Origin of the sequence: Shewanella sp. 10N.286.52.A9 (genome assembly GCF_041468985.1) — a bacterium.
GTDB lineage: Bacteria > Pseudomonadota > Gammaproteobacteria > Enterobacterales > Shewanellaceae > Shewanella > Shewanella japonica.
In genome coordinates, this window is record NZ_JBFRJQ010000037.1 from 1 (window position 1) to 15,551 (window position 15,551).

A 15,551-nucleotide genomic window follows, 5' to 3' on the forward strand; every position below is an offset into this window, starting at 1 on the left:
TTCAAATTTTTCTTTAGCCACGATATATTCCTTTCTTTTCAGAAGTGCTCGATTACGAGCTATATAACATTAGTTAAACACCTAAAATTAGGTGCGTGATTCAATTATCGCATTTGCAATGTTTGATGGTGCATCAGCGTACTTAGCAAACTCCATTGAGTATGAAGCACGCCCCTGAGTTGCACTACGCAAGTCAGTTGCATAACCAAACATTTCTGATAGTGGAACCGTTGCATGAATGATTTTAACACCACCCAAGCCATCGTCCATTCCATCAATAACACCACGACGTCGGTTTAAGTCACCTACTACATCGCCCATATTACTTTCAGGAGTGGTAATTTCCACTTTCATTGTTGGTTCTAGTAACACAGGGCTTGCTTCAAGCGCACCCTTTTTAAAGCCCATTGAACCAGCTATTTTGAAAGCCATTTCATTCGAGTCCACATCATGATATGAACCATCAAATAAAGTCACTTTCACATCGAGCATAGGATAACCGGCTAAGACACCGTTTTTCATTTGCTCTTGAATACCTTTGTCTACTGATGGGATGAATTCACGAGGAACTGCACCACCAACAATTTCATTGACAAATTCGTAGCCTGCACCGTCTTCTAACGGTTCAATCTTCAGCCATACGTGACCATATTGACCACGTCCGCCTGATTGACGTACGAACTTACCTTCAACTTCTACTGATGAGCGAATTGTTTCACGATAGGCAACCTGAGGTTTACCTACGTTACACTCGACATTAAATTCGCGACGCATACGGTCAACGATAATATCTAAATGTAATTCACCCATGCCAGAAATCAATGTTTGAGCTGACTCTTCATCAGTTTCCACTCTAAAAGAAGGATCTTCTGCAGCTAGCTTTTGTAGTGCAATCCCCATTTTATCTTGGTCTGCTTTAGAGCGAGGCTCAACGGCAATGGTAATAACAGGTTCTGGAAACTCCATTCGCTCTAGAATCACTTTGTGATCGTTTGCGCAAAGAGTATCGCCAGTTGTCACTTCTTTTAGACCAATCGCCGCTGCAATATCACCTGCACGAACTTCTTTAAGCTCAGTACGGTCATTTGCATGCATTTGTACAATCCGGCCAACACGTTCACGTTTCTGTTTAACAGAATTATAAACCGCTGCACCCGACTCTAGTACGCCTGAATATACACGGATAAAGGTCAAAGTTCCAACAAATGGGTCAGTCGCAATTTTAAACGCTAATGCAGCAAATGGTGCGTTATCGTCTGATGGGCGCTCTACTTCATTTTCATTCTCGTCAACACCCTTAATAGCAGGCACTTCGATAGGAGCAGGAAGGTAGTCAACAACCGCATCCAAAACCGCTTGAACACCTTTGTTCTTAAATGCAGAACCACAAGTTGCTAATACGATTTCGTTGTTAATTGTGCGCTGACGTAATGCTTGCTTAATATCTGCTTCTGGTAATGTGCCTTCTTCAAGGTACTTTTCCATCAGTTCATCAGATGCTTCAGCAGCACTTTCCACTAGATACTCATGCATCTCTTCAGCCTTAGCTAAAAGATCTGCGGGAATTTCTTCATAAGTGAAAGTGGTTCCTTGATCTTCTTCAGACCAGTTAATCGCTTTCATCTTAATTAAATCAATAACCCCTTTGAAGTCCTCTTCTGCGCCAATATTCAATTGAATTGGAACACAAGTAGCACCTAAGCGATTACGGATTTGGTCGATAACACTATCAAAGTCAGCACCTGCACGGTCCATCTTATTGACGAACACCATACGAGGTACTTCATACTTGTTGGCTTGACGCCATACAGTCTCTGATTGAGGCTCTACGCCTGATGAACCGCAGAAAACAACTACAGCGCCATCTAGTACACGTAATGAACGCTCAACCTCAATAGTGAAGTCGACGTGACCAGGGGTATCGATGATATTAATACGATGTTCAGTGAATTGAGCTTCCATACCACGCCAAAAGGTGGTTACTGCAGCTGAAGTGATAGTAATACCACGTTCTTGCTCCTGTACCATCCAATCTGTCGTAGCAGCGCCGTCATGCACCTCACCGATTTTATGAGACAAACCGGTATAGAACAGAACACGTTCTGTTGTGGTAGTTTTACCTGCATCCACATGAGCAACAATACCAATATTACGGTAACGCTCAATTGGGGTTGTACGAGCCACTATTTATACCCTCTCAACTAAAGTTATCACTTTAGAAAATATCAACAATATGGAGCGGACTAATGCCCGCTCCATCAAATTACCAACGGTAATGAGCAAAGGCTTTGTTAGCTTCAGCCATGCGATGCACGTCTTCACGCTTCTTAACAGCAGTACCTTTGTTTTCAGATGCATCTAGCATTTCACCTGCTAGACGTAGAGCCATAGATTTTTCACCACGCTTGCGAGCAGCTTCAACTAACCAGCGCATCGCTAGTGCGTTACGACGCACTGGACGAACTTCACATGGTACTTGATAAGTAGAACCACCAACACGACGAGATTTAACCTCGACTGAAGGGCGAACATTATCAAGAGCTGCTTCAAGGATAGTTAGATGATCTTCGCTTTTCTTTTCAGCGACAACATCTAATGCCTTGTAGATAATTTTTTCAGCAGTTGACTTTTTACCGTCAACCATAATGACGTTGATGAACTTAGCCAGCAACTCACTTTTAAACTTTGGATCTGGTAGGATTTTACGTTGTCCTACAACGCGACGTCTTGGCATAACAATTCTCCGTATGCTTCAGGTATTTCCAAAACTGGAATATTTTTAACTAGCTTGGCCTTACTTAAACGGACAAGTTATGACTTAGGACGCTTAGCACCGTACTTAGAACGGCCTTGGCGACGAGCACTAACGCCAGCACAATCTAATGCACCGCGGATAGTGTGGTAACGCACACCCGGTAAGTCTTTAACACGACCGCCACGGATTAGAATTACACTATGTTCCTGCAAGTTGTGACCTTCACCACCGATGTACGAAGTAACTTCGAAACCGTTAGTTAAGCGAACACGTGCTACTTTACGTAGAGCAGAGTTAGGTTTTTTAGGTGTTGTAGTGTACACACGAGTACAAACACCACGTTTTTGTGGACACGCATTTAACGCTGGCACATTAGTCTTTTCGACTTTTGGCGAGCGTGGCTTACGTACCAACTGGTTTACAGTTGCCATGAATAGCTCCGTTCAGTTGAATAATCTCAACAATTTTGTGTGAAAAATCTATATCCCACTATGATGGGACGCGAAAGTTTAGAAAGGTATTGGCCAACTGTCAAGAAATAGACAACTTTTCGTGCAATTCCCAATAAAAAAGGCGCCAAAGGCGCCTTTTTTTAACATAACATTTACTTTAGTCGGCACTTCCGGCCAAGTTAAGTAAGTCAGCTAAGTTCTTCTCTGCTTCACTCGCAGTGATAACCGGTGCTTCTACACCTTCATCTTTAACATTAGCACGCGCTTCGTTACGAGCATTGTGATATGCATAACCTGTACCTGCAGGGATTAGACGACCAACGATTACGTTTTCTTTCAGACCACGTAATTGGTCACTCTTACCACCTACAGCAGCTTCTGTAAGTACACGAGTCGTTTCTTGGAACGATGCCGCTGAGATGAACGATTCAGTAGCCAAAGAAGCTTTGGTAATACCTAGTAATTCACGCTCGAACTTCGCTGGTGCTTTACCTTGAGCTTCAAGCTCACGGTTAGCAATCTTCACGCGAGATACTTCAGCTTGTTCACCGACTAAGAAGTTCGAATCACCTGCATCAGTGATTAGACACTTACGAAGCATTTGGCGAATGATAACCTCAATGTGCTTATCATTGATTTTTACACCCTGTAGACGGTAAACGTCTTGGACTTCATCAACAATATAGTTAGCAACATGATGGATACCACGTAAACGTAGAATATCGTGTGCAGCTTCTGGGCCGTCAGCGATAACTTCACCACGTTCAACTTTTTCACCTTCGAACACGTTAAGGTTACGCCATTTAGGGATCATTTCTTCGTAATGATCACCACCATCAGCTGGGCTGATAACTAAACGAACCTTACCTTTAGTCTCTTTACCAAACGAGATGGTACCTGAGATTTCAGCAAGAATAGCGGGTTCTTTAGGCTTACGCGCTTCGAATAAGTCAGCAACTCGTGGCAGACCACCGGTAATATCGCGAGTTTTAGACGATTCTTGAGGAATACGTGCTAAAGCATCACCAACATTAATTTGCGCATTATCGTCTTTAGAAACAATCGCATTACCCGGTAAGAAGTATTGCGCTGGTACGTCTGTACCAGGGATCATAAGATCGTTACCCGCCGCGTCGATTAGACGGATAGCAGGACGCATTTCTTTACCAGCGGTAGGACGTGCACCAGCATCAATAACAACAACAGAAGATAGACCGGTTAAATCGTCTGTTTGACGCGTCATAGTAACGCCTTCAATCATATCAACGAATTTAACACTACCAGCAACTTCAGAGATAATAGGATGCGTATGTGGATCCCAGTTAGCAATGATAGCGCCAGAAGTTACTTCTGAATCTTCAAGTTGTTCTAATACGGTACCGTAAGGAACACGATAGCGTTCTTTCTCACGACCTAACTCATCGATAACCGCAATTTCAGATGAACGCGATACGATAACCAGTTTATCATCGATACTCTTAACGTATTTCGCGTTATGAAGTTTCAATGTACCGTTATTCTTAACTTGTACGTTGTTTTCTGCAGAGTCACGAGATGCAGCACCACCAATGTGGAAAGTACGCATCGTAAGCTGTGTACCTGGCTCACCAATCGACTGAGCAGCAACAACACCAATCGCTTCACCGTGGTTAATAATATGACCACGTGCTAAATCACGACCGTAACAAGCAGCACAAACACCAAAGTCTGTGTCACAAGAAATTACTGAACGAACAATAACTTCATCAACACTGTGCTCTTCTAGAAGATCACACCATGACTCGTCTAGTAATGTGTTACGCGGCGCAAGTACTTTTTCAGTACCAGGCTCTAATACATCAACAGCGACAACACGACCTAGAACACGTTCACGAAGCGGCTCTTTAACATCACCACCTTCAATCAACGGCTTCATGGTCAAGCCTTCTTCTGTTCCACAGTCATCTTCAATAACAACTAAATCTTGTGCAACGTCAACAAGACGACGAGTTAGATAACCCGAGTTAGCTGTTTTCAGTGCGGTATCGGCAAGACCTTTACGCGCACCGTGAGTAGAGATGAAGTATTGTGATACGTTCAAACCTTCACGGAAGTTCGCAGTAATTGGGGTTTCGATGATTGAGCCATCTGGCTTAGCCATCAGACCACGCATACCAGCTAACTGACGAATCTGCGCAGCACTACCACGAGCGCCCGAGTCAGCCATCATATAGATGCTGTTAAACGAATCTTGCTCTTCTTCTTCACCATCACGATTAATAACAACTTCTTTTTTCAAGTTGTCCATCATCGCTTTAGAGATCTTATCGTTGGTGCTTGCCCAAATATCGATAACTTTGTTGTAGCGCTCACCAGCTGTTACAAGACCTGATTGGAACTGCTCTTGAATTTCAAGCACTTCACGTTCAGCTTCTTCAACTAAGGTATATTTCTCGTCAGGAATAACCATATCGTTGATACCAACAGAGGCACCAGAGATAGTTGCGTAACGGAAACCGGTATACATTAATTGGTCAGCAAAGATAACAGTATCTTTTAGGCCTAATGCACGGTAACAAGTGTTCAGCAATTTAGAGATTTGCTTCTTACCCATGTTTTGGTTTACCAAATCAAATGGTAATCCTTCAGGTAAGATTTGCGATAACAACGCACGACCAACTGTAGTATCAACAATCTTACGTGTTTGTACTTTCTCGCCATTGGCGTCAATTGATGTTTCGGTTAAGCGAACTTTTACACGTGCATGCAATTCTGCTGCACCTGTTGCATACGCTTTTTCTACTTCATCAACAGACATGAATGTCATGCCTTCACCGCGACCGTTAACACATTCACGGCTGGTGTAGTAAAGACCTAGTACCACGTCTTGAGAAGGCGTGATTACTGGCTCACCGTTAGCAGGAGAAAGAATGTTGTTGGTCGACATCATTAACGAACGAGCTTCTAATTGAGCTTCAAGCGTTAACGGTACGTGCACAGCCATTTGGTCACCATCGAAATCGGCGTTATATGCCGCACATACTAATGGATGCAATTGGATTGCTTTACCTTCAATAAGAACTGGTTCAAATGCTTGAATACCAAGTCTATGAAGTGTTGGTGCACGGTTAAGCATGACTGGATGTTCACGAATCACTTCGTCTAATACATCCCAAACTTCAGCTTGCTCGCGCTCAACCATTTTCTTAGCAGCTTTAATCGTAGTAGCAAGACCACGACCTTCTAACTTGCCATAAATAAATGGTTTGAATAGCTCAAGTGCCATCTTCTTAGGAAGACCACACTGATGCAGGCGTAAAGTTGGACCTACGGTAATTACCGAACGACCAGAGTAATCTACACGCTTACCAAGTAAGTTCTGACGGAAACGACCTTGCTTACCTTTGATCATATCAGCCAAAGATTTAAGCGGACGCTTGTTAGAACCGGTAATAGCACGACCACGACGACCATTATCTAATAGTGCATCGACAGACTCTTGTAACATACGCTTTTCGTTACGTACGATAATGTCTGGTGCAGCTAGATCTAATAGACGCTTAAGACGGTTGTTACGGTTGATTACACGACGGTAAAGGTCGTTCAAATCAGATGTAGCAAAACGTCCGCCATCTAGTGGAACTAGAGGACGTAAATCAGGTGGCAGAACTGGTAACACTTTTAAGATCATCCACTCAGGCTTGTTGCCAGAAGTGAAGAATGCTTCCATCAGTTTAAGGCGCTTAGTGACCTTCTTACGACGGGTTTCAGAGTTAATTGATGGTAACTCTTCACGCATTTGATCAATTTGTTCTTCTAAATTGATTGCACGTAGCAAGTCTAAGACTGCTTCAGCACCCATTTTAGCTTCGAACTCGTCACCGTATTCTTCTAATGCATCAAGATATGTTTCTTCTGTCAGCATTTGACCGCGTTCAAGGCTGGTCATGCCAGGCTCGATCACTACAAATGATTCAAAGTACAATACGCGTTCAATATCACGTAATGTCATATCAAGCATTAAACCGATACGACTCGGAAGTGATTTCAAGAACCAAATATGGGCAACTGGGCTTGCAAGATCAATATGACCCATACGCTCACGACGTACTTTAGTCTGTGTAACTTCAACGCCACACTTCTCACAAATAACACCACGGTGCTTCAAACGTTTGTATTTACCACACAAACATTCGTAATCTTTTACAGGACCGAAAATACGCGCACAGAACAAACCTTCACGTTCAGGTTTGAAAGTACGGTAGTTAATGGTTTCTGGCTTTTTAACTTCACCAAAAGACCAAGAACGGATTAGGTCTGGCGAAGCCAAACCAATTTTAATACCGTTAAATTCTTCAGTCTTGCTTTGCTGTTTAAGAAACTTTAATAAGTCTTTCACGTTTCTCTCCTGAAGGAGTTAAACCAGATGCTTTGCTAAGCAAAGCATCCTTGGTTACCAAACATTGCTTAAGAGCGATGCTTACTCTTGATCCAACTCGATATTAATACCAAGTGAACGAATTTCCTTCAACAATACGTTGAAAGACTCAGGCATGCCTGGGTGCATCTGATGGTTACCGTCGACGATGTTCTTATACATCTGAGTACGACCGTTAACGTCATCTGATTTAACCGTTAGCATTTCCTGTAGAGTATATGCAGCACCGTATGCTTCTAGTGCCCATACTTCCATCTCACCGAAACGCTGACCACCGAATTGAGCTTTACCGCCCAATGGTTGTTGTGTAACTAAGCTGTACGAACCAGTAGAACGGGCGTGCATCTTGTCATCAACTAAGTGGTTCAGTTTGAGCATGTACATGTAACCAACAGTTACTTTACGCTCAAATTCGTTACCGGTACGGCCGTCACATAATGTTAACTGGCCAGAATCAGGTAAGCCTGCAAGTTCAAGCATTTGCTTGATCTCTTTTTCTTTAGCACCATCGAAAGCTGGCGTAGCAACTGGTAAACCACCTTTAAGGTTTTTAGCCAGACGCAATACTTCATCGTCAGTGAATGAGTTGATGTCGACTTTCTGTAGAACTTCGTCACCTAATTCATATACCTGGCGGATGTAGTCGCGCAGTTCAGCAAGTTCACGTTGCTCTTCAAGCATAGCAGTAATACGATTACCGATACCCTTAGCAGCAGCACCTAAGTGAACTTCTAGTACCTGACCAATGTTCATACGCGATGGTACGCCCAATGGGTTTAGTACGATATCAACTGGATCACCAGTTTCATCGTATGGCATGTCTTCGATAGGACAAATCTTAGAGATTACACCTTTGTTACCGTGACGACCCGCCATCTTATCACCAGGTTGGATAGTACGTTTAACTGCAAGGTAAACCTTAACAATCTTTAGTACACCAGGAGCTAAGTCATCACCTTGGGTGATTTTACGACGTTTAACTTCGAACTTCTTATCGAAGTCAGCTTTAAGCTCTTCATGTTGCTCGGCTAATTGCTCAAGCTCAGTTTGCTTAGCTTCATCATCAATAACTTGAATTAATACATCTTTACGTGGTAATTCAGCAAGCTTAGCTTGTGAGAAACCTGCAGATAGTAATAAGTTACGTGCACGGCTCAAAACACCTTCTTCAAGGATTTCGAACTCTTCGCCTAAATCTTTACGCGCTTGGGCAACATGCATCTCTTCAATTTCAAGAGCACGTTTATCTTTTTCGATACCGTCACGAGTGAAGACTTGTACATCGATGATAGTCCCTTTAACTGAGTTAGGAACACGTAATGAACTGTCCTTAACGTCAGAAGCTTTTTCACCGAAAATTGCACGCAATAGCTTTTCTTCTGGAGTCAGCTGAGTTTCACCTTTAGGTGTCACTTTACCAACTAGAATGTCGCCGCCTTTTACTTCTGCACCAATGTAAACAATACCTGACTCGTCTAATTTAGATAGAGCAGATTCGCCTACGTTTGGAATATCAGCAGTGATTTCTTCGCTACCTAATTTCGTATCACGAGCAATACATGAAAGCTCTTGGATATGAATAGTAGTGAAACGATCCTCTTGCGCTACGCGCTCAGAGATTAAGATCGAATCTTCGAAGTTATAACCGTTCCAAGGCATGAATGCGATACGCATGTTTTGACCTAGGGCCAAGTCACCTAAATCGGTAGACGGACCATCAGCTAAAACATCACCCCGAACAATTGGATCACCAACAGAACAACAAGGACGTTGGTTAATACAAGTGTTTTGGTTAGAACGAGTGTATTTAGTTAAGTTGTAGATATCGATACCAGCTTCACCTGGAGTCAATTCTGCTTCGTTAACTTTCACTACGATACGGCTAGCATCAACATAGTCGATAACACCGCCACGCTTCGCAGCGACAACAACACCTGAGTCAACAGCAAGAGTACGCTCAATACCGGTACCAACAAGCGGCTTATCAGCACGCAAAGTAGGAACGGCTTGACGTTGCATGTTTGCACCCATCAATGCACGGTTAGCATCATCGTGTTCTAAGAACGGAATAAGTGATGCCGCAACAGAAATAATCTGTTGTGGTGATACATCCATATACTGGATATCAGCAGCACGCATAAAGGTAGATTCACCTTTATGACGACATGCGATTTGTTCTTCAAGCATACGGTTTGAAGAATCAATTTCGATGTTTGCCTGTGCAATCACATAACGGCCTTCCTCGATTGCTGATAAGTATTCAACTTCATCAGTAACCACACAATCAACCACCTTACGGTAAGGTGTTTCTAGGAAGCCATAAGAGTTAGTACGAGCGAAACTTGCTAAAGAGTTAATTAGACCAATGTTTGGTCCCTCTGGCGTTTCAATCGGACATAAACGACCGTAGTGAGTTGGATGTACGTCACGTACTTCGAAACCAGCACGTTCACGTGTTAAACCACCAGGACCAAGAGCAGAAATACGACGCTTATGCGTTACTTCTGACAACGGGTTGTTTTGATCCATGAACTGTGACAACTGTGAAGAACCAAAGAATTCTTTCACTGCCGCAGAAATAGGCTTAGCATTGATTAGATCTTGTGGCATAAGCTCATTCAGATCGCCTAGAGATAGACGTTCACGAACAGCACGCTCAACACGAACTAGACCAACACGGAATTGGTTTTCAGCCATCTCACCTACGCTACGAATACGACGGTTACCTAAGTGGTCAATATCGTCGACTTCATCGTAACCATTACGGATTTCGATGATTTTCTTCATAACGTGTACGATGTCTTCTTTAGACAGTACGCCAGCACCTTCATCTTCAGAAATCTCAAGACGACGGTTGAACTTCATACGACCTACTTTAGATAGGTCATAACGCTCTTCACTGAAGAACAAGTTCTGGAATAAGCTTTCAGCAGCATCTTTGGTTGGTGGCTCACCAGGACGCATCATACGGTAGATTTCAACTAATGCTTCAAGGCGGTTAGTTGTAGAATCAATACGTAATGTGTCTGAGATATATGCACCATGATCAAGATCGTTGATAAATAATGTATCAACTTCTTTAATACCCGCTAAAGAAAGTTTAGCTAGGTCTTCAAGGGTGATTTCAGCATTTGCGCTAACTAATACTTCACCAGTATCTTCATCAATGTAATCTTGTGCAGCGAACTTACCAACGATGTAATCTACTGGTACTTCAAGCTCAGTAGTGTTGGTTTTTTCAAGCTGCTTAATGTGACGTGCAGTAATACGACGGCCAGCTTCAACTAAAAGCTTACCTTCAGAATCTTTGATGTCGTAACTTGCAGTTTCGCCACGTAGACGATCTGGCACAAGTGCCATAACAAGTGAATCTTGCTTAATTTTGAACTCAATACGTTCAAAGAATAAATCCAAGATTTCTTGAGTAGAAAATTCAAGCGCACGTAAGATGATAGTCGCAGGTAATTTACGACGACGGTCAATACGTACAAATAATGAATCTTTTGGATCGAATTCAAAGTCAAGCCATGAACCACGGTAAGGAATAATACGTGCGTTATAAAGCACCTTACCAGATGAGTGGGTTTTACCACGGTCATGATCAAAGAAAACACCCGGAGAACGATGTAATTGAGAAACAATTACACGCTCAGTACCATTAATTACAAAGGTACCGTTCTCAGTCATCAATGGGATATCACCCATGTAGACTTCTTGTTCTTTAATATCTTTGACTGTGCCTGGTGCAGCTTCACGGTCATAAAGAACCATACGCAATTTAACGCGTAGTGGTGCAGAATATGTAACACCGCGGATCTGACACTCTTTCACATCAAAAACTGGCTCACCTAGCTTGTAACTGACATATTGCAGTTCAGAGTTGCCAGAAAAGCTCTTGATGGGAAAAACGCTACGGAAAGCAGCTTCAAAGCCACGTTCACCCGTAGGATCTTGATCGGTGAATTTCTTAAAAGAGTCTAATTGAATAGACAACAAATACGGAATATCCAAAACTTTTGGACGTTTTCCAAAGTCTTTACGAATACGCTTCTTTTCAGAATAGGAGTAAACCATGGGTTTCCTCTACTTACGAGATGTGACCAAGACTGAAATAATTCTAAGATTAAATCAGCACGTTTGCCCATCACCGTTAATGGCAAGAACCTAACCAGTAATCTCTGCTAGGAACTGCTAAAACTGGCGATAAACGGTGAATAAAAAATCGCCTGCGCGTATAGCGCAAAAAAGGCCGACGGTTAAAAAACCGCCAGCCTCCGCCCGATTACTCGGGAGGTGGTAAGTTAGAGTATAACTTACTTAACTTCTACTTCAGCGCCAGCAGCTTCTAGATCAGCTTTAAGTGCTTCTGCTTCTTCTTTAGTGATAGCTTCTTTAACTGCAACTGGTGCAGATTCAGCCATAGCTTTAGCTTCTTTCAGGCCAAGACCTGTAGCGCCACGAAGTGCTTTAATAACAGCAACTTTGTTGCCACCGAATGAAGTCATAACAACGTCAAATTCGGTTTGCTCAGCAGCAGAAGCGCCAGCGTCGCCGCCAACAGCAACAGCAGCAGCTGCAGCAGAAACGCCGAATTTTTCTTCCATTGCTTCGATTAGTTCAACAACTTCCATTACAGACATTTCTGCGAAAGCTTCTAAGATTTGGTCTTTAGTGATAGACATAACAAAAAATTCCTATTGTACTGAATTCAATTAATTTAAGCGGCTAATGAAATATTAAGCTGCTTCTTTTTGATCGCGAAGAGCGGCCAATGTACGAACGAACTTGCCAGCAGATGCTTCTTTCATAGTCATCATTAACTGAGCTAGTGCTTCTTCGTATGTTGGTAGTTTCGCTAAACGATCAATATCTGCTGCAGGGATAACTTCCCCTTCAAAGGCTGCTGCTTTGATTTCAAACTTTTCTTGTTCAGCTGCGAAATCTTTAAGAAGACGCGCTGCAGCACCTGGGTGCTCATTAGAAAAGGCAATCAAAGTAGGACCAGTAAACGTGTCGCTTAGGCACTCAAAATCAGTACCAGCAACAGCGCGTTTAACTAATGTATTACGTACAACACGTACATAAACACCAGCTTCACGTGCTGCTTTACGCAGACCGGTCATATCACCTACAGTTACACCGCGTGAATCGGCAACAACTGCAGATAAAGCACCTTTGGCGGCTTCGCTGACTTCAGCAACAATCGCTTTTTTGTCTTCGAGTCTTAATGCCATTGGCTTTACTCCTGGATTCTACCTAGGGATGTCCCTAGTATTTACCATATTAAACACTTATGTGTTTAACGACTTACGGTGCAGATTTCCAGCAGAACAAATCTATCTGGGGGGTCTGACACCGTCTACGTAGGAAATTAAGTTATCTTATGAAAACACCTACGGTCTTGGACGGAAATCTGCTCTCAACAATGTTGAAAAGCAGACCTCAACCCACAAAGTGCGCGGATTATATACTAATCCGCATCCTTTGTATATTACTTAAGGTCTTCCAAAGTAGCTTGGTCAACCACAACACCTGCACCCATAGTGGTAGAGATGCTGACTTTTTTCACGTAAACGCCTTTAGCAACTGCAGGCTTAGCCTTTTTCAGTGCTGCGACTAACGCTTCTAAGTTTTCTTTAATTTGAGCAGGTTCAAAATCCACTTTACCGATAGTAGTGTGAATAATACCATTCTTGTCGTTACGGTAACGAACTTGACCAGCTTTGGCATTTTTAACTGCATCAGCAACGTTTGGCGTTACAGTACCAGTTTTAGGGTTAGGCATTAAACCACGTGGGCCTAAGATTTGACCTAACATACCAACAACGCGCATTGCATCTGGAGATGCGATAACAACGTCAAAGTTCATTTCACCAGCTTTAACTTGCTCAGCTAGATCTTCCATACCAACTAACTCTGCACCAGCTTCTTTAGCTGCTTCAGCGTTTGCGCCCTGTGTGAACACAGCAACACGAACTTCACGGCCAGTACCATGTGGTAATACTGTAGCGCCACGAACGTTTTGGTCTGATTTACGAGGATCGATACCTAGGTTAACAGCAACGTCAACACTTTCTACGAATTTAGCAGTTGCTAATTCTTTTAATAAAGCAACAGCTTCATTGATATCGTAGCTTTTAGTTCCGTCGATTTTCTCGCGGATTACGCGCATGCGCTTAGTTAGCTTTGCCATTATATTAGTCCTCTACTACCAAACCCATTGAACGTGCAGTACCTTCAATTGAACGCATCATCGCTTCAACATCAGCACCAGTCATATCAGCCGCTTTAGTTTCAGCAATTTCCTGAACAGCGCTGCGCTTGATAGTACCAACTTTCTCGGTATTTGGACGGCCAGAACCAGACTTAAGACCTGCAGCTTTCAATAATAAGAAAGATGCTGGAGGAGTCTTAGTTTCGAACGTGAAAGAACGATCGTTGTATACAGTGATAACAACAGGAATCGGCATACCTTTGTCGAACTTTTCAGTACGAGCGTTGAATGCTTTACAGAATTCCATGATGTTCACACCTTTTTGACCTAGAGCAGGACCAACTGGTGGAGACGGGTTTGCAGCACCGGCTGCTACTTGTAGCTTAATATAAGCTTCAATTTTCTTTGCCATGTCGACATTTCCTCAATTTGGGTTCAAACGCTACCAGCTACATGCCGATGAGCTCCCCTTGAAAACAACGGGTGCGGATTATACTAAAATCCGCACCCGCAAACAAATACTATTTGTATTTAATTTAATCAGCTCTTTTCAACTTGTTGGAAGTCTAGTTCCACAGGAGTAGAGCGACCGAAGATCATTACTGAAACCTTAACGCGGTTTTTATCGTAATCAACTTCTTCGATAGTGCCATTAAAGTCAGCAAATGGACCATCGTTAACACGAACAACTTCACCAGGCTCAAACATAACGCGATGAGTCGGTGACTCAACAGTATCTTGTAGACGCTGAAGAATGGCATTCGCTTCTTTATCAGAAATAGGTGCTGGGCGATCAGATGTTCCGCCAATGAAACCCATTACACGTGGAATGCTTTTCACTAAGTGCCAGCTTTCATCATTCATTTCCATTTGGACTAATACATAGCCAGGGAAGAATTTACGTTCGCTTTTACGACGCTGACCTGCACGCATTTCAACAACTTCTTCAGTTGGTACAAGTACCTCAGCAAAGTAGTCTTCCATGTTGTGCATTTTGATATGCTCAAGTAGTGTTTTACATACACGGCCTTCATAGCCTGAGAATGCTTGAATCACATACCATCTTTTTTTAGCTTCTGTTGCTTCAGTCATGTAAATGCCTATACGCCAGTAATGAGGTTAACAACACGCAATAGTACCCAGTCGAAACCCCAAAGGATTACGGCTACGACAGCTGTTGCAGCAAGAACAATGAATGTTGTGTTTAGCGCTTCTTGACGAGTTGGCCAAACCACTTTACGTACTTCAATGTGAGCTTCACGAGCAAAAGATAAAGCTTCTTTACCTTTCACAGTTTGCAGTGCAATAAAGCCTGCAATAACAAAGGCAACAATTACGCCTAATGCGCGTACCACAACACTGGCTTCGCCAAATGCTTGGTTGCCAATAACAGCGGCGGCAATCAATATAACTGCAATGCCCCACTTAACAATATCCAGAGAATTATTCTGGTTTTCAGTATTTGTCGTCATCGGTTGGTTCCGTTACTCACTAAGACCTGAGCTTAAATTTGATAAATATGTACCACTATCAAATAGTACTTCCGAGTTTAGCCACGAAAAGCATCAGCTCAGGGTCAAAAATCGGCCATAGATTGTATTCTTATTCTAGTCAGTTCGCAAGGTCGACACCAGAGAACATAGGCAAAACTTAAAAAAAATCTATAAAACAAAAAAAGGAAGCCGAAGCTTCCTTTTTAATGTGTTAACTAAC

The 15,551-nt window shown here is 42.7% G+C and carries 11 protein-coding genes; all 11 read right to left on the bottom strand.

What is annotated here, in order from left to right:
• Nucleotides 1-87 precede the first annotated feature (87 nt).
• The 11 genes from fusA to secE all read right to left on the bottom strand — a co-directional run bounded on the left by fusA (nucleotide 88) and on the right by secE (nucleotide 15,310).
• Complete coding sequence (gene fusA, locus AB4128_RS20145; protein ID WP_065108933.1) at nucleotides 88-2,184, bottom strand: elongation factor G; 2,097 nt, start codon at nucleotides 2,182-2,184, stop codon at nucleotides 88-90.
• 79 nt (nucleotides 2,185-2,263) lie between these two features.
• Complete coding sequence (gene rpsG, locus AB4128_RS20150) at nucleotides 2,264-2,734, bottom strand: 30S ribosomal protein S7 (RefSeq protein WP_055026548.1); 471 nt, start codon at nucleotides 2,732-2,734, stop codon at nucleotides 2,264-2,266.
• A 77-nt stretch (nucleotides 2,735-2,811) separates the two neighbouring features.
• On the bottom strand, nucleotides 2,812-3,186 hold the full coding sequence (rpsL, locus tag AB4128_RS20155) for a 30S ribosomal protein S12 (RefSeq protein WP_055026549.1): 375 nt from the start codon (nucleotides 3,184-3,186) through the stop codon (nucleotides 2,812-2,814).
• 178 nt (nucleotides 3,187-3,364) lie between these two features.
• Complete coding sequence (gene rpoC, locus AB4128_RS20160; RefSeq protein WP_065108934.1) at nucleotides 3,365-7,585, bottom strand: DNA-directed RNA polymerase subunit beta'; 4,221 nt, start codon at nucleotides 7,583-7,585, stop codon at nucleotides 3,365-3,367.
• Nucleotides 7,586-7,666: 81 nt separating this feature from the next.
• Complete coding sequence (gene rpoB, locus AB4128_RS20165; protein ID WP_055026511.1) at nucleotides 7,667-11,698, bottom strand: DNA-directed RNA polymerase subunit beta; 4,032 nt, start codon at nucleotides 11,696-11,698, stop codon at nucleotides 7,667-7,669.
• 239 nt (nucleotides 11,699-11,937) lie between these two features.
• Entirely contained in the window at nucleotides 11,938-12,306 is a 369-nt protein-coding gene (rplL, locus tag AB4128_RS20170; RefSeq protein WP_055026512.1) for a 50S ribosomal protein L7/L12, read from the bottom strand.
• A 54-nt stretch (nucleotides 12,307-12,360) separates the two neighbouring features.
• The gene (gene rplJ, locus AB4128_RS20175; protein WP_055026513.1) at nucleotides 12,361-12,858 is read right to left on the bottom strand and encodes a 50S ribosomal protein L10; all 498 of its coding nucleotides are present in this window, start codon (nucleotides 12,856-12,858) and stop codon (nucleotides 12,361-12,363) included.
• A 257-nt stretch (nucleotides 12,859-13,115) separates the two neighbouring features.
• Nucleotides 13,116-13,817 (bottom strand): 50S ribosomal protein L1, encoded by a 702-nt coding sequence (gene rplA / locus AB4128_RS20180; protein WP_055026514.1) that lies wholly within the window; start codon nucleotides 13,815-13,817, stop codon nucleotides 13,116-13,118.
• 4 nt (nucleotides 13,818-13,821) lie between these two features.
• The gene (gene rplK / locus AB4128_RS20185) at nucleotides 13,822-14,250 is read right to left on the bottom strand and encodes a 50S ribosomal protein L11 (protein WP_055026515.1); all 429 of its coding nucleotides are present in this window, start codon (nucleotides 14,248-14,250) and stop codon (nucleotides 13,822-13,824) included.
• Between the two features lie 128 nt (nucleotides 14,251-14,378).
• Entirely contained in the window at nucleotides 14,379-14,930 is a 552-nt protein-coding gene (gene nusG / locus AB4128_RS20190; protein ID WP_055026516.1) for a transcription termination/antitermination protein NusG, read from the bottom strand.
• Nucleotides 14,931-14,938: 8 nt separating this feature from the next.
• Nucleotides 14,939-15,310, bottom strand: coding sequence for a preprotein translocase subunit SecE (gene secE, locus AB4128_RS20195; protein ID WP_055026517.1), 372 nt, complete (start codon nucleotides 15,308-15,310; stop codon nucleotides 14,939-14,941).
• Nucleotides 15,311-15,551: the final 241 nt, after the last annotated feature.